Annotated in this window: 15 protein-coding genes and 1 tRNA gene; 11 read left to right on the top strand and 5 right to left on the bottom strand. The window is 54.8% G+C overall.

Annotation, left to right across the window (positions count from 1 at the left end; all coding sequences use genetic code 11):
• Nucleotides 1–47 precede the first annotated feature (47 nt).
• The 5 genes from cyoA to IEI95_RS02305 all read left to right on the top strand — a co-directional run bounded on the left by cyoA (nucleotide 48) and on the right by IEI95_RS02305 (nucleotide 5,104).
• Nucleotides 48–1,226, top strand: coding sequence for a ubiquinol oxidase subunit II (cyoA, locus tag IEI95_RS02285; protein WP_156533590.1), 1,179 nt, complete (start codon nucleotides 48–50; stop codon nucleotides 1,224–1,226).
• 40 nt (nucleotides 1,227–1,266) lie between these two features.
• Nucleotides 1,267–3,270 (top strand): cytochrome o ubiquinol oxidase subunit I, encoded by a 2,004-nt coding sequence (gene cyoB, locus IEI95_RS02290; protein ID WP_012654436.1) that lies wholly within the window; start codon nucleotides 1,267–1,269, stop codon nucleotides 3,268–3,270.
• Nucleotides 3,271–3,274: 4 nt separating this feature from the next.
• On the top strand, nucleotides 3,275–3,892 hold the full coding sequence (cyoC, locus tag IEI95_RS02295; protein ID WP_071207098.1) for a cytochrome o ubiquinol oxidase subunit III: 618 nt from the start codon (nucleotides 3,275–3,277) through the stop codon (nucleotides 3,890–3,892).
• Nucleotides 3,889–4,287 (top strand): cytochrome o ubiquinol oxidase subunit IV, encoded by a 399-nt coding sequence (gene cyoD, locus IEI95_RS02300; RefSeq protein WP_071207099.1) that lies wholly within the window; start codon nucleotides 3,889–3,891, stop codon nucleotides 4,285–4,287. Before cyoC ends, cyoD begins: the two co-directional genes overlap by 4 nt.
• A gap of 64 nt (nucleotides 4,288–4,351) precedes the next feature.
• Complete coding sequence (locus IEI95_RS02305) at nucleotides 4,352–5,104, top strand: SURF1 family protein (RefSeq protein ID WP_156537953.1); 753 nt, start codon at nucleotides 4,352–4,354, stop codon at nucleotides 5,102–5,104.
• 174 nt (nucleotides 5,105–5,278) lie between these two features.
• On the opposite strand, the gene IEI95_RS02310 is transcribed toward IEI95_RS02305, so the two are convergent.
• Together IEI95_RS02310 and IEI95_RS02315 are read right to left on the bottom strand one after the other, a co-directional pair.
• Nucleotides 5,279–5,368, bottom strand: a tRNA-Ser gene (locus IEI95_RS02310).
• 139 nt (nucleotides 5,369–5,507) lie between these two features.
• Nucleotides 5,508–6,149 carry a YoaK family protein gene (locus IEI95_RS02315; RefSeq protein WP_234894792.1) on the bottom strand — a complete coding sequence of 214 codons (642 nt, stop codon included), beginning with the start codon at nucleotides 6,147–6,149 and terminating at the stop codon, nucleotides 5,508–5,510.
• Between IEI95_RS02315 and IEI95_RS29235 the strand changes: the two genes are divergently transcribed.
• The 3 genes from IEI95_RS29235 to IEI95_RS02325 all read left to right on the top strand — a co-directional run bounded on the left by IEI95_RS29235 (nucleotide 6,135) and on the right by IEI95_RS02325 (nucleotide 8,507).
• Nucleotides 6,135–6,446 (top strand): hypothetical protein, encoded by a 312-nt coding sequence (locus tag IEI95_RS29235; RefSeq protein WP_234894793.1) that lies wholly within the window; start codon nucleotides 6,135–6,137, stop codon nucleotides 6,444–6,446. The two genes, IEI95_RS02315 and IEI95_RS29235, sit on opposite strands and share 15 nt — an antisense overlap.
• Nucleotides 6,447–6,516: 70 nt before the next feature.
• Complete coding sequence (locus IEI95_RS02320) at nucleotides 6,517–7,206, top strand: response regulator transcription factor (protein ID WP_012654384.1); 690 nt, start codon at nucleotides 6,517–6,519, stop codon at nucleotides 7,204–7,206.
• The gene (locus IEI95_RS02325; protein ID WP_012654383.1) at nucleotides 7,206–8,507 is read left to right on the top strand and encodes a HAMP domain-containing sensor histidine kinase; all 1,302 of its coding nucleotides are present in this window, start codon (nucleotides 7,206–7,208) and stop codon (nucleotides 8,505–8,507) included. Before IEI95_RS02320 ends, IEI95_RS02325 begins: the two co-directional genes overlap by 1 nt.
• 62 nt (nucleotides 8,508–8,569) lie before the next feature.
• Here the strand turns inward: IEI95_RS02325 and IEI95_RS02330 are convergent, their stop codons facing one another.
• The 3 genes from IEI95_RS02330 to IEI95_RS02340 form a co-directional block, all read right to left on the bottom strand.
• Nucleotides 8,570–10,381 (bottom strand): ABC transporter ATP-binding protein, encoded by a 1,812-nt coding sequence (locus tag IEI95_RS02330; protein ID WP_156533586.1) that lies wholly within the window; start codon nucleotides 10,379–10,381, stop codon nucleotides 8,570–8,572.
• A gap of 488 nt (nucleotides 10,382–10,869) precedes the next feature.
• Complete coding sequence (locus IEI95_RS02335) at nucleotides 10,870–11,031, bottom strand: MotA/TolQ/ExbB proton channel family protein (RefSeq protein ID WP_174082388.1); 162 nt, start codon at nucleotides 11,029–11,031, stop codon at nucleotides 10,870–10,872.
• Nucleotides 11,032–11,141: 110 nt separating this feature from the next.
• Entirely contained in the window at nucleotides 11,142–11,504 is a 363-nt protein-coding gene (locus tag IEI95_RS02340; protein WP_156533585.1) for a hypothetical protein, read from the bottom strand.
• A 222-nt stretch (nucleotides 11,505–11,726) separates the two neighbouring features.
• Here IEI95_RS02340 and IEI95_RS02345 point away from each other — a divergent pair, with 222 nt between their 5' ends.
• The 3 genes from IEI95_RS02345 (at nucleotide 11,727) to IEI95_RS02355 (ending at nucleotide 15,863) form a co-directional block, all read left to right on the top strand.
• The gene (locus IEI95_RS02345) at nucleotides 11,727–12,200 is read left to right on the top strand and encodes a BA14K family protein (protein WP_156537954.1); all 474 of its coding nucleotides are present in this window, start codon (nucleotides 11,727–11,729) and stop codon (nucleotides 12,198–12,200) included.
• A gap of 416 nt (nucleotides 12,201–12,616) precedes the next feature.
• On the top strand, nucleotides 12,617–14,542 hold the full coding sequence (locus tag IEI95_RS02350; RefSeq protein ID WP_180607364.1) for a mechanosensitive ion channel family protein: 1,926 nt from the start codon (nucleotides 12,617–12,619) through the stop codon (nucleotides 14,540–14,542).
• Between the two features lie 331 nt (nucleotides 14,543–14,873).
• Nucleotides 14,874–15,863: an iron ABC transporter substrate-binding protein gene (locus IEI95_RS02355; protein WP_156533648.1), complete on the top strand. Its 990-nt coding sequence runs from the start codon at nucleotides 14,874–14,876 to the stop codon at nucleotides 15,861–15,863.
• The last annotated feature ends 24 nt before the right edge of the window (nucleotides 15,864–15,887 follow it).

The raw sequence follows: 15,887 nt of genomic DNA on the forward strand, positions 1-15,887 counted from the left end.
CGGAAAAGGATTAATTCGCGCTTATGCGCTTGATGAGAGTCAAAGTAATGAAAAAATTCCCGATCCTATCCGCCCTCCTGCTTTTGCCCATGCTGCTGCTTTCGGGCTGCAACATGGTGGTGATGTCCCCCGCCGGTGACATTGCAGCGCAGCAACGCGACCTCGTGGTCTTCGCCACCGTGTTGATGCTGATCATTATCGTCCCGGTGATCCTGCTGACATTTTTCTTTGCGTGGAAATACCGCGCTTCCAACACCTCGGCGGTCTACCTGCCGGATTGGAACCACTCCACAAAGATCGAAATTTTGATCTGGTCGGCGCCGGTCGCCATCATTCTGGTTCTGGGAACGGTAACCTGGATCTCCACGCATAAGCTCGATCCTTACCGCCCGCTGGAGCGGATTGATGCAGAACGGACCATTCCCGCCGACGTGAAGCCGCTGACGGTTGAAGTCGTCGCTCTCGACTGGAAGTGGATGTTCATCTATCCAGATCTCGGGATTGCAACGGTCAACGAACTGGCAGCACCGGTTGATGTTCCGATCAATTTCAAAATTACCGCTCAGTCGGTGATGAACTCCTTCTATATCCCAGCGCTTGCTGGTCAGATCTACGCCATGCCCGGCATGCAGACCAAGCTGCACGGTGTGATCAACAAGGAAGGCGTTTATGACGGCTTCTCGGCCAACTATTCCGGCGCTGGCTTTTCCAACATGCGCTTCAAGTTCCACGGCCTGAGCGATCAGGGCTTTGCGGACTGGGTAGCGCAGGTCAAGGCGAAGGGCACCGCACTCAACCGCGACGCCTATATCAAGCTTGAAAAGCCTAGCGAAAAAGATCCGGTGCGCTACTACGCATCCGCCGACAAGGACCTTTTCAACGCCATCATCAATATGTGTGTCGATCCTGCCAAAATGTGCATGAGCAACATGATGCATATCGACATGATGGGCGGAGCTGGCAAGGAAAGCGCCGAGAACCGCGAGAAACTGCAATACGACAATCGTGGTGTCGATCTGAGCGTCACTCCAGGCCATGGAGCCGATGCGAATGCGTCACAGGATCATTCGCAGGCCGCTCCCGCCACCGACGCTATGCCCGTCGCTTCCACAACAGATGCCAGCAACCATGCAATGCATCACTCGATGGCTGATCATTCCATGCCTGGAATGGATATGCCCGACACAGACAACGGCGCGACGGCACCAGCTCAGTCCAAAAACTGAGCCGGTCATCTCGCGATATTCAACTTAAACGGGGCCTCCCATGTTCTCAAACCCAGACCTTATGAAGTTCATCTTCGGCCGGTTGACCCTAGATGCGATCCCGTATCACGAACCCATTCTCGTGCTGACCTTTCTGGCTGTCGCGATCGGTGGCATAGCCGTGCTCGGTGCCGTTACCTATTTCCGCCTCTGGGGCTATCTCTGGAATGAATGGTTCACCAGCGTCGATCATAAGAAGATCGGCGTGATGTATGTCATACTCGCACTAATCATGCTGTTGCGCGGCTTTGCCGATGCCTTGATGATGCGTGGCCAACAGGCCATGGCCTTCAACGGCAATGAAGGCTTCCTGCCGCCGCATCACTATGACCAGGTCTTCACCGCGCATGGCGTGATCATGATCTTCTTCATGGCCATGCCGTTTGTAACCGGTTTGATGAACCTCGTCGTTCCCTTGCAGATCGGCGCGCGCGACGTGTCCTTCCCGTTCCTCAACAACTTCTCCTTCTGGATGACGGTTGCTGGCGCGGTGATCGTGATGATTTCGCTGTTCGTCGGTGAGTTCGCCCGTACCGGCTGGCTTGCATATCCACCACTTTCGGGTGGCGATTACAGCCCCGGCGTCGGCGTTGACTATTACATTTGGGGACTTCAGGTGGCCGGTGTCGGAACGACATTATCAGGCATCAACCTGATCGCCACCATCGTTAAAATGCGCGCTCCGGGCATGACGATGATGAAAATGCCAATCTTCACCTGGACCTCGCTCTGCACCAACGTGCTGATCGTTGCGAGCTTCCCGATCCTGACCGCGACTTTGGCCCTGCTGACGCTTGACCGTTATGTGGGCACCAATTTCTTCACCAACGATCTCGGCGGCAACCCGATGATGTATGTGAACCTGATCTGGATCTGGGGTCACCCGGAAGTCTATATCCTGGTTCTGCCCGCCTTCGGCATTTTCTCGGAAGTGGTTTCGACCTTCTCCGGCAAGCGCCTGTTCGGCTACACATCGATGGTTTATGCCACAGTCTGTATTACGGTCCTGTCCTATCTGGTGTGGCTGCATCACTTCTTCACCATGGGTTCAGGCGCCAGCGTTAATTCGTTCTTCGGCATCACCACAATGATCATCTCGATCCCGACGGGCGCGAAGATCTTCAACTGGCTGTTCACGATGTATCGTGGCCGGATCCGGTTCGAAGTGCCGATGCTGTGGACCATGGGCTTCATGGTGACCTTCGTCATCGGCGGCATGACAGGCGTTCTTCTTGCCGTGCCACCAGCTGACTTCGTCCTGCACAACTCGCTGTTCCTGATCGCCCACTTCCATAACGTCATCATCGGCGGCGTGGTATTCGGGCTGATGGCTGGTGTCACCTTCTGGTTCCCGAAAGCGTTCGGCTACAAGCTCGATCCGTTCTGGGGCAAGATGTCCTTCTGGTTCTGGCTGGTCGGCTTCTACTTCGCCTTCATGCCGCTTTATGTACTCGGCCTGATGGGTGTCACCCGCCGCATGAGCCAGTTTGACGATCCGTCGCTGCAAATCTGGTTCATCATCGCCGCATTCGGCGCCTGCCTGATTGCGCTTGGTATCGCTTCCTTCGTCATCCAGCTTGTGGTCAGCTATTTCAAGCGTCACGAACTGGCCGACCTGACAGGCGACCCTTGGAATGGCCGGACTCTGGAATGGTCTATTTCTTCGCCACCTCCAGCCTATAACTTCGCCTTCACGCCTGTTGTCCATGACACCGATGCCTGGGATGACATGAAGAAGCGCGGCTATAGCCGTCCGCTGCTGGGCTTCAAGCCGATCCACATGCCGAAGAATACCGGCACGGGTGTTATCCTTGCGGGCCTCAGCGTTGCCATGGCATTCGGCCTCATCTGGTACATGTGGTGGTTGGCGATCGTGTCTTTCGTGGCGATCGTTGCAGTGTCGATTTCGCACACGTTCAACTACAACCGCGACTTCTATATCTCCGCCGAAGAGGTGGTGAATACCGAGGCAACGCGGACCGCGCTTCTGGCAAGGAAGGGGTGATCAGATGGATCCCAGAACTTTAAAAACCGCAAAGCCGGAATTCTATCTGGTCGAAGAGCATCATCCGGAAAGCAGCACGAACCTTGGGTTCTGGCTCTATCTGATGAGCGACTGCCTGATCTTCGCAATGCTGTTCGCCACCTATGCCGTTCTCGGCCGCAATTATGCGGCTGGCCCGGCTCCGGCCGACCTGTTCGACCTGAAACTGGTCGCGATCAACACGGCAATGCTGCTGTTTTCCTCGATCACCTATGGTTTTGCCATGCTGTCGATGGAGAAGAACAACAAGGCAGCTACGCTGATCTGGCTGGGCGTAACCGGTGTATTCGGCGCAATCTTCCTGGCGCTCGAGCTGTATGAGTTCGTTCACCTGATCCATGAAGGAGCAGGGCCAAATCGCAGCGCCTTCCTGTCAGCCTTCTTTACGCTGGTCGGCACCCACGGTTTGCACGTTACCTTCGGCATCATCTGGCTGGTGACGCTGATGGCCCAGGTCGGCAAGCACGGACTGATCGAAGCAAACCGCCGTCGCTTGATGTGCCTCTCGATGTTCTGGCACTTCCTCGACGTTATCTGGATTGGCGTATTCTCCTACGTCTACCTGCTGGGAGTGATCGGATGAACGACAATTCGCACGCACATTCGCATGGCCACGGCCATGAGCATCACCATGGCGGCCACGAGGCCAGCCACGGCTCGATGAAGACCTATATGATCGGCTTTATCTTGTCGGTCATCCTGACGGCCATACCATTCTATCTGGTGATGAGCGGCAGCCTGACCAACAAGGCCTTGCTGGCTGGCATCGTCATGGGCCTTGGTGCCATCCAGGTCGTGGTTCATATGATCTACTTCCTGCATATGAATACCAAGTCGGAAGGCGGCTGGAACATGATGGCGCTGATCTTCACCATCATCGTTGTCGTTATCGCACTCTCCGGCTCACTCTGGGTCATGCATCACTTGAACACCAATATGATGCCGATGAGCCCCGAAATGATGCGTAACGTCCCGTAAGGACGCCGATATCCGATCGGGCGGCATATGCATGTCGCCCGATCCGTTTCAGGACGGTTGATACATGTCAGACCAGCAGGCCATCAGGCGTTTTCCCATGAAGAAGGTTGCACTATCCAGCTTTCTCTTGCTGGCAACGGCCTTATTCATCGCACTCGGCATCTGGCAAATAGAACGCCTTGGCTGGAAACAGGCATTGATTGCCCGTGTAGATGCGCGTGTTCATGCCGAGCCGGTGGACGCACCATCCCCACCGCAATGGTCTTCGGTCAATCGTGACGCCGATGAATACCGCCATATCAAGGCTTCCGGCATTTACGAACACGACAAGGAAACCCTGGTCTACGCCGCCACGGAATTGGGCGCGGGCTATTGGGTCATCACTCCCCTCAAGACTGAAAAAGACGGAACCCTGTTGATCAACAGGGGCTTTGTACCGATTGACCGTAAAGACCTGGCACGCCGGGCACAAGGTCAGACACCTGGAAACGTGACCGTAAGCGGCCTCCTGCGCATCAGCGAACCGAGCGGAACCTTGCTCCGCTCCAACGATGCGAATGCCGATCGCTGGTATTCACGCGACGTTTCCGCCATTGCCGCCAAACGCAATCTGACGCAAGTCGCACCCTTCTTTATGGATGCCGACAAAAGCGATGTGCCGGGCGGCTATCCGGTCGGCGGCTTAACCCAGATCCGTTTTCCCAATAGCCATCTCCAATATGCAATAACCTGGTTTGCCATGGCCGCCATGAGCCTGGCATTCCTGTGGTTCCTGCTGAAACGCAGAAGCGCCGTAGAAGACACCCACGACATGTGATCGAGAACCAAGGGCGCAGAACCAGCAGCGCTATTTCATAATGATACAACCGCCCAAGACGCCCCTCCCCTTCGACGTAGGAGGGTGAAACGAGAACATAAATTGTCAAACCGAGCGTAATCGTTTGACAATTCAACGTGTAACTAACTGATTTAGTGTATCTATTTTTGGGAATGGCGGAAGAGGTGGGATTCGAACCCACGGTACGGTCTCCCGCACGCCGGTTTTCAAGACCGGTTCCTTAAACCACTCGGACACTCTTCCTAAGCCCGATGCCGTATGCCGACATCCAGACTCTGTCTGGTTTTCAACAGAATCTCTGGCAGGCGTTATATCCAGCCGAACAGGAACGTCAACCACTTTACAGCGCGTCAATGACACAACATGCGGACCGGATTTGGCTTCAGCGCTGCTTTTGCGAGGAATAGTCCTCAAGCATTGGGTAGAGAGCGGCAAGCGCCAGAGGTATCGCCAGAAACCCCGCAGCGGAAACGCCGATTCGTTGAAACAGGATAGCCCCAACCACGCCGCCGCCGAAAAATAATCCAACCATGCGTACCAGCAGCCAAAGCTTTGCTAAATCGGCCCGGACCGGCGGGTATGTGACTTTACCATTTGAGTATCCATTCCAATAGAACAGCTTGCCAAGTTCGATGCCGGTATCGGTGACCAAGCCCGTCACGTGGGTCGTTCTAATGCGCGCACCGGAGAGTTTTGTGATGATGGCATTCTGCAAGCCCATGATGAAGCAGAGAAGCATGACGATGAAAGCGATGGCCTCGCTCTTTTCGCTGAAGCTGATCGCCCCGGAAAGGGCAAAAACCCCCATCAACCACGCCTCGACCGCCAGCGGCAGCGCATAGACCGACTTCAAATCCCGCCTGCGGCCCCAATTGATCAAAATTGCAGAAAAACCAGCGCCTGCAAGAAAGAAACAAAGCGCGAGCAACCCCATCAGCAAAAGTTTTAAATCGCCCAACACCAGATTGTCAGCCATAGACGAGACAATACCCGACATGTGAGAGGTATATTGACCGACCGCCATAAAGCCGCCAGCATTGGCCGCGCCAGCAATAAAGGTCAGATAAAACGCCAAATGGCGGTCGCTCGTTTCGGTGCGATCGCGATGGGCAAGACTTTTCAAGTGGCTTTTCATGATGGATACGAGTCGGGCAAGCGCCAAGTCGGCGGGTTAAAGAAGCAGTTTGAGTCCGGGCTGATCGCTTTGCAAGCCCAGACACGGGCCACAGCAGCCAATCCGATGCGCCGTGGCATGATTGTGGCTCTAACCGAACATGAACTGCCACCACATGTCGGCACAACATCTACCATAAGCACGTAAACTTATGTAAAACTTGAACCCCTTGGTCGATTTTCACTTATAACAGGCCACCGCCACGAAGAGCTGAAAAATGACGCGTGTTCTTTTGATTGATGACGACCTGGAATTTACCGGGTTGCTTTGCGAATATCTGACGGATGAAGGGTTTGATGTACTCTCGACAGACGATGGTGCCAAGGGCCTCGCCTTTGTCGACAGTGGTGCGACCGATATCATCGTTCTCGACGTCATGATGCCAATCATGAATGGTGTCGATGTCTTGCAGAACATCCGAAAATCCAGTGAAATTCCTATCGTCATGCTGACAGCCAGGGGGGATGACAAGGACCGGATTACCGGGCTAGACCTTGGTGCCGACGACTACGTCTCAAAGCCCTGTTCGCCTGGTGAACTGGTAGCGCGGCTGAGGGCAATATTGCGCCGTACCGGCAAAACACCGCCCGAACATCCATCTCAACCGCTCAAAAGTGGCGAACTGGTTCTTTATCCGACAAGCAGGCAGGCGCATATCAATGGTGAGGCTCTCGCCTTGACTGGGACGGAATATAATCTCCTGGAGCTTCTGGTTCGCAATGGCGGCAAGGTCGTTTCCAAACATGACATTTCCCAAAGCGTATTCGGCAGGCCCCTAACGCCTTTCGACCGGCGTATCGATGTTCATCTCAGCAGTATCCGCCAGAAACTCGGCCTCAGAAAAGACAGACAAAGCTGGATCCAGTCTGTTCGGGGGCAGGGTTACATTCTGCTACAGGATAGCTGATGCCTCGGCTTTTCTGGCGTTTTTTCGTCATTGTCTGGCTGACAATCACGCTGACAACCATGCTAGGCATATCGCTTCCACGGTTCAACGGCCAGCTGCCGCCGCATATGCGCATCGCTGAGGTGCAGAACGAGATCATTGCCGCGCAAATCGCCGAGATGCTCCAACGGGTCGGGCCGCAGGAGACACAGGCGTTTATCCGCAGCATAACACCCAAAGGAGACGATGGGCATTTCCAACTCCAGGCAGTGCCGGCAGCGGCCCCGCAAACCTGCGCCAAGGATCAATTTCCAGGCAGCATTGCCATATCCTACGCCAACCAATGCTATACCCTCACCATCGATGAATCGTCTATCAGCAATGACTGGCCACTTGTGTTGCCTTGGCTGATCGGCCTTGTCGCAAGCCTGTTTTCAGCCTACCTGCTGACGAAATACCTGCTGACACCCATTGAGCGGCTTCGCCATGGGTTGAAAATGCTGGCAGAGGGCCACTTCAGCATCCGCATCCACGATCCTGTCAAAAATCGAAAGGATGAAATCGGAATTCTGACTCAGCATTTCGATATCAGCGCCATGCGCCTACAGGAACTGCATGAGAGCCGAGAACGACTGTTTCATGATATTTCCCACGAACTACGCTCACCCTTGTCACGCCTGCAAGCCGTTACCGGTATCCTGAGGAAGAACCCAGGGCGCCTACCCGGCCTGCTGGATCGCATGGACCATGAAATCGAGCGGCTGGACAGGCTGGTCGGTGAGATCCTGACCATGGCCAGGCTGTCCTCCAAGACAGATGAAGAAAATCAGCTCCTGGTTATCGATATTCTCGACATTCTCGATGAGATTGTTCAGGACGCGACTTTTGAGGCACAGGAAAAGGCTGTATCAATTGATTTTCAGCGGAGTGGCAGTTTTGTCGCCGCTGTCAATGGAGAGCTTATCTATCGCGCCATCGAGAATGTCTTGCGAAACGCGATCAAATATACCGGAGAAGCGACAGTAATCCGGATTTCGGCAACCGTTTCACCGAATGGCCTGACACTCACCTTCACGGACGAAGGTCCTGGCGTCAAAGAAGATGACCTTGAAAGTATTTTTCGCCCATTTATCAGTTCAGGCAGCAGCGGCAGTGCCTCCGGATACGGTCTTGGCCTGGCAATTGCCAAGACGGCCGTCGAACGGCATGGCGGCAAGGTCTTTGCCGGCAATGTCAAGCCGAAAGGCTTGCGGATCACCATGATATTGCCTGGCGATAGCGACACACGGTCAGAATGCCACAACGCTATGCGGCAGACCTGATACCAAGGGCCATTTTCAATGGCCCTTGGTATGACGCAAAGCATTTTTGTCGTTGGAAAAGCCTATTCTCCGAAGACCATGCCCTTGGTCAACTCCAACGCCTGGCGCTCGAAAAGACCACGGTAAATGCCTGACTTCATCCTGATCAGGCTCTCATGCGTCCCCTCCTCAGCGATCCGGCCGTGATCGAAGACCAGCAGCCGGTCGAGCGCCCGCACGGTCGACAACCGATGCGCCACGACCAAGGTGGTTCTGCCTTGCATAAGCCGTTCCATAGCTTCCTGGATCAGCATTTCCGATTCCGAATCCAGGCTTGACGTTGCCTCGTCCAGAATAAGAATCGGCGCATCTGCAAGGAAGGCACGGGCGATCGCAATCCGCTGGCGTTCACCACCTGAAAGCTTGATGCCGCGCTCACCCACCAGCGTGCCGTACCCCTTCGGCAAGGCCTCGATAAAGCCATGGGCGCTGGCAAGCCTTGCAGCGGTTTCGATGTCCTGCTGGCTGGCCGAGGGCCTTGCATAGGCGATGTTTTCCGCAAGCGAGCGATGGAACAGGATCGGCTCCTGCTGCACGATGGCGATCTGCTGGCGTAACGAGGTTTGGGCAACGAGTGCGATATCCTGACCGTCGATCCGGATCGCCCCACCGTTGACGTCATGCAAGCGCTGAATGAGCTTGATGAACGTCGTCTTGCCAGAACCGGAATGGCCAACCAGCCCAACCTTCTCACCGGGCTGGATCACAACGGAAAAGTCCTTGTAGAGCGGCGCAAAATGATTGCCGTAATGAAAGGACACCCGATCGAATTCGATCTTGCCGCGTTCGATGACAACAGGTTTTGCACCGGCCACATCCACGACGCCAAGGGGTTGACCATGCAGGAAAACCAGTTCCTCCATATCATTGACTGACCGTTGCAAGTTACGGATATGCATACCAATTTCCCGCAAGTAGCCCTGCAGGATGAAAAAGGCTGTCAGCACGAAAGTGATGTCACCAGGGCTGGCCTTTCCAGCACTCCATAGCCAAAGGGCCAGACCCAAAACCCCACCGCGCAGTACCATCAGCAAGGCCGCTTGCAGGCTGCCATTCAGTGTGCCGCGCGTCCAGGTGCGACGCGTCCGGTCCTGCCATTTTTGCAGTACCCAGCTCAGGCGGGTTTCCTCGCGGCTTTCCCCACCGAAGGCCTTGACCACTGCATTACAGGTCACCGCATCGGCCAGAGAACCACCCAGCTTGGTATCCCAACTATTGGCCATGCTGGCCATTGGCGCGACGTAACGCAGAGCCATGATTGCCGTAAACAACACGAAGCAAACGGACCCGACCCCGACCAACAGGCCCATCATTGGCCAATGCCAGGTCATCAGCACTGTGGAACCGATCAGCATGACCAGCGAGGGAAACAGCGCCACGAAAACCGTATCGTTCAACAGGTCGAGTGCCCACATGCCGCGCGTCACTTTGCGCACCGTCGAGCCAGCGAAGCTATTGGCATGCCAATCGCTGGAAAAGCGTTGAATGCGAGAGAAAGCATCGGCGGCAATGTCCGACATGGAGCGCAGCGTAAAGCCGATGATGGCCGTAAACGTTGCATGGCGCAGCAAGACGGCTCCGGCAGAGAGCGCCATCAACCAGACGAAAGCGGCAATGGCACTGTCCCAAGCTAGGCTGTCATTGGCGCGACCGGAGACGACCGCGTCAACCAACCGACCGGAGAACAGTGGCGTTAACACATCTGCCAAAGTGGAAAGCAATACGGCAAACAGCATGAAAACCACACGCCCCGGCTGCCGGCGCCAATGAACCGCACAGAAACCGAAAACGCTGCGAAATGCCCCGCCACGGCGAGATTTATAACCTAAAGCCATAGGAAAATTCCGGCGCGAGCCGGCTCCGACATATGAATAGAATGGAAACCGCGCGGAAACGCGATAAAGTGGCGTTAGAGGGAGAAAATTCTATTCCCGGACAAACCGGATTCAACACAAGGTAACGGACTGACCGTTACGCACACGCAGCTTAACTGCGGATGGCGCCTGCCAACATGAAATTGGCGCTGGCCACCGGGGAGGTGGAAAAATATGCCATAAAGCCTCCCTGATTGGTGTTGAACATAAATGGTTTTTAGATCGACTCGATTCTGAAGCCAATAAGTGATTTGCAATTTTGGGATAAAACGCACTGACTGCGGTATTTCCGCAACAGCCAACCTTTCTACAAGGAGGACTGTTGCGCCGTGATTGTATGATTTCAGAAACGTCATTGACAAAGAGCGACTGCACGACAATGCATTGTTTTCGCTTATATATCTGAAATATCTACTTCTAGCATCTCGCTCAGATGCTGAAAGAAAAGATTACGGATTGGTTTGGCTGGAGCTGTTGAGTGGGTTTTCTGGTTCCACTTCACCGGGATGGTAGCCAATCACATAGTAGCCACCGATAAGGCAGCCAATGATGAAAAGGGAGCCGACGAAAATCTGCATGCGACGTCTTGGTTTGCTAGCGTGTTGAGTCATGTCACCTCAAAATTGTGTTTGGATTTATTGGTTTTTGTCGGGCGCGCTTACCCACGCTCTGAAACGCCACCATCCTCTCGGCTACGCCTCAAGGAAATGCATCAGAGCTGTTACTTCCTGTTCATCAACGCCTGCATTTCCTCGAAACGGCGGCGGCGGTCGTCGGCGCGCTCACCTTGCGAATAGCACGTGCTGGAGATGCAGAATTTGGTCAGACCGAAAGGTGCGGCCGCTTTTTGAAACTCGCAATCGATGACGTCATCCATCTTCGTGGCGTCGACATCCTGTCGCTCGGAAAAGCTGATTCGTGCTCCTGGAGGGGTCAATTCAGGAAAGCTCTGTGTCTGGCCGATTTTCACATCCGGCTTCATCAGAAAATTTTGCAGCACCATATGACAAGCCTGCTCGAGCTGCGGCGATTGGGCCATGGCCGGCATGGCTGTGGCCAATAGAATTGGGAGAACATATTTCATCGAGAACCGCTCGCGTTTGTGAAGTCCGCAATAAAGCCTCCACAGAGGATTTTGTTCCCGAAAAGCTGAGTTTTACGCACGCTTTTCACCTAGAGGTAAGACGCCATCCCTTATGCATCGGCATATTCCCTAAAATGCGAGACCCTAAACTCGCAGACCAAGGAACTTTTCTTGCTGGCAAACAGTTTACGGGTGAAATCAAAGACGGAAACAGGTGAGGAAATGAAAAAAATTGCCGCAATTCTGCTGTCAGCCGCGACACTGCTGACAGGTATGGCGCCGGTTGGCGCATCCGCCGCACCAACAGCGCTTTCGCAACCCGCACAGACGCAGAGTGTTCCCGGTGCCACAGCACAGGGCGGCGTCCAGGTCGCGGAAAATAGTTGGGCTGACGATCGTCGCCAGCGTCGCTATGTTCCTGGTCCACGTCGCCATAGCGATCGCAATTGGGATGGTCGCCGTAACTATAACCGCTATGATCGTGACAGATATCACCGTCGCCATAACCGTAGCAATGCGGGCGCAATTATCGGTGGATTGGCCGCAGGTGCCATCATTGGCGGCGCTCTCAGCGCACGGCCACAGGGTGGAAACTCGCACACTCAATGGTGCTATAATCGCTACCGGTCCTACCGGGCCTCGGACAATACGTTCCAGCCCAATAACGGCCCACGCCGCCAATGCGTGTCACCGTAAACATCTCCTAATAACTGGAAAATGGCGCGAGACTCGGTTTCGCGCCATTTTTGCATGAAAATTCCTATCGCATCGCGATGGCTTTGCTGATTTTTCAGAAAATCGCGCTAATACTTCCCAAGGCATAGCATAGCCGGATGGCTAAACGCCGGGGGGAAGAGATGACACAGCATATCGCAAGGTGCCGGCATACCGGCCTGATCATCGCCATCCTCCTCCTCACAAGCCTCTCCATTGGATTAATGTCAGGGGTTGCCGCGCAAGACAGCGCTAAGGGTCCGGCCAAATCTGCAGCGGAACAGAACAATCTAGTGCACCAGCAAGCCCTACCCGCAATCACCCCTGTATCGTCCCCATCACCCGAAGTAACCACTGCCCAAACTGCGCAGACGGGTTCCGCCACCATGGAAGCAGACATGATGACGGCTGCCTACGGGGAAGTGGCAACTGCCCTTCGGCGCGGCGGGACCGTCGCATTGACCGGCCTGCAAAGCTTGCCCGCGGCGTTTAGCAACAGCATGCAATCTTTGCATGAAGAGCAAACGGGTATGAAGGAACTCAGCCTGACGGCCGCTGGCGCCATCGTTGCCGGGCTCGCGACATCAGCCGTGTTCCTGATGGCGTTCGCAAGGCTCATGCCCCGTCTTAGGCCGGACCGAGGGCTACTTGCCAAGGTCTCATTGGCAGGCCTGCGGCTCGCGGGAGATCTACTTGCGGTGGTCATCTTCGTGGTTTTGGCGCGCAATGGCGCCCATATGGGCATGGTCTCCGGCTCATTTGGCAAGGAGGTCACCTCTAGCTTCATTCATATTGCCATGACGACCGCGATTTTTGCCAGTTTCGGACGCCTGCTCTTTGCCAGGATCAATGGTTTGGAACCGTTATTCGATATTGCCGACCCGTCCTGGCATTTAAAAATGATGGTGGGCTTCGGCTTTCTGTCCGGCTTTACCCATAGCAGCCTCAATCTGGCCGATGCCCGCGGGCTTGCCCCGATGGCGGTTGATGGCTGGCTGTTCCTCAGCTCCACCATCATCACCGCCTATCTGCTGGTTTGGTTTATCGTCGGACGGAGCGACATCGCCAATTCTCATTCCGGCCATGCCAACGGATGGCAGCGTATTACCGGCAATCTCATCGCCAATTTCTACATCGTCTCCACAATTATTATATGGCTGCTCGGTCTTCTGGTCGCCGGAACGGCTCAAAACGTCCTCTGGGTGCGCGTGTCGGGCATCAGCCAGATAGTGTTCATACTGATTCCCATCCTGCATCGCGGTGTCTCTGGCTTGTTTCAATATCTGGCAATACGACGGGAAGCCGTCTATGGTCCGGGCTTCCATTCGGTCCTGCTCTGGGCCTTGCGCATCCCATTTACCGGTGCGATCTGGCTGATCGGAATTCACATCACCGTCATCTTGTGGCAACCGCTTCTGGCCAATGCCGGGGTGGATGCCTCCTACTGGCTGAACCATTTACAGCAATTTGGCATTACCATTGTCTGTAGCGCCTTTGTCTGCGGCTTCCTCTGGAAGTTTTTCGAGACCATATCCCCGGTCAATACCGTCAAACTGCCGGGTCACGAGGATGATGGGGAACAGAAAACCACCAGCCGGTTGTCGACGGTTCTGCCTGTCGTGCGCAATCTGGTTATGGGTGCGGTGCTCGCCGTCGCACTTCTGGTCATCCTGTCCTCGCTCGGCGTCAATGTCGCGCCGCTTCTCGCAGGCTTCGGCGTGCTTGGCCTTGCCGTCTCTTTCGGATCGCAAGCGCTCGTCAAGGATGTCGTTTCTGGCATATTCTTCCTGGCGGAAGACGCCTTCCGGATCGATGAATATATCGATGTTGGCAAGCTACAGGGCACTGTCGAGCAGATTTCCCTGCGCTCCGTTCGTTTGCGCCACCACAATGGTCCTGTGCATACTGTGCCTTTTGGCCAGATCGCCGCCGTTACCAACTACAGTCGCGATTGGGGCACGATTAAATTCGAATTGCGTTTTGACCGCGACGCCGATCTGGAAATGATCCGCAAGACAGCCAAGAAAGTCGGTCTGTCACTGTTGGAAGAGCCTGAATTTGCAGGCGATTTTCTCATTCCTCTCAAAATGCAGGGCATTCAGGAGGTTAATGAGAATTCCATGGTTATCCGCTTCAAGTTCACTTGCCGGCCCGGCAATCCCAGCCTGATCAAGCGCGAAGGTATCAAGCGTCTGCTCGCCGCCTTCAAGGCCGCAGGGCTCAATCTCGCTTCCAATGCTGTCGTCGTACGCTCTGATGGAACGGCGATCAATGATGCCGCTGCGGCCTCAACCCTATCCGCAAAGGCCGCCAACGCGCCTTGATAGGCGTCTGGATTGGCCCTCCCCAATCAACGTTTCCGTTCTCCACATTACAATTCATTGTGATCCGGAACGCAGAACCGGTTGCACCCATAGTGCGATAACCTGCGATGAAACGGCCTCTCGCCCTTCATTCCCATGCCCATAGGCGTATCCAACAGTCGTTTTAGGCGCTGGATACAGCTAAGCCGTTCAGTGGCCACACACTTCCCAACCGAGAGTAACTTGACTTTAATACTCAGCTTACCTAACCAAGGTCCAGATTTGTAACTTCCTTCTGCCCTTCGACAAGGAGACTGACTTGAAAATCTCTCGTATTTCCGACCTCCGCGCTATGGCTGTTCTTTCCGCCCTCTTCGCGACGACTGCAATTGTGCCGGCTTTCGCCGCCGACGGCGACGGCATTGTGGTCTACAATGCACAGCATGAAAGCCTGGGCCGGGAATGGGTCGAAGCCTTTACCAAGCAGACGGGCATCAAGGTAACGATGCGCCAGGGCAGCGACATGCAATTTGCCAATCAGCTCTTGCAGGAAGGCGAAGCCTCACCAGCCGATGTGTTTTTGACGGAAAATTCGCCAGCCATGACGTTGGTCGATCAGGCTGGCCTGTTTGCTTCTGTTGATGCCGATACCCTGGCGCAAGTACCGGAAGAGTTTCGTCCAGCCAATGGCCAATGGATCGGCATTGCTGCCCGCTCCACAGTGTTTGCCTATGACAAAAACAAGCTCAGCGAGGACAAGCTGCCAAAATCCCTGCTCGATCTTGCCGATCCGGCGTGGAAAGGCCGTTGGGCAGCCTCTCCATCAGGTGCGGATTTCCAGGCGATCGTCAGCGCCCTCCTGGAGCTGAAGGGTGAGGAAGCGACCGCCAAGTGGCTGAAGGCCTTGAAGGAAAATGCGACCTTCTACAAGGGCAACAGCGTTGCCATGAAGGCCGTGAATGCCGGTGAAGTCGAAGGCGCGGTGATCTATCATTATTACTGGTTCGGCGATCAAGCCAAGACCGCAGAAAACAGCGGCAACGTGGCACTGCATTATTTCAAGCATCAGGACCCGGGCGCCTTTCTCAGCATTTCCGGCGGCGGCATCATCAAGTCCACCCAACATATGAAGGATGCCCAGGCATTCTTGAAATTCGTCACCGGCAAAGAAGGCCAGGCGATCCTGAAAACCGGCACGTCTTATGAATATGCCGTCGGCAAGGGTGCTGAATCGAATGACAAGCTTGTCCCGATCAAGGATTTGGATGCACCGAAGGTGGAGCCGACCAAGCTGAACAGCAAGAAGGTCACGGAAATGATGACGGCTGCCGGAATTCTGTAATACGGGAATTCTCTAAAGCAGTCT

It is taken from the genome of Agrobacterium vitis (genome assembly GCF_014926405.1).
GTDB lineage: Bacteria > Pseudomonadota > Alphaproteobacteria > Rhizobiales > Rhizobiaceae > Allorhizobium > Allorhizobium vitis_H.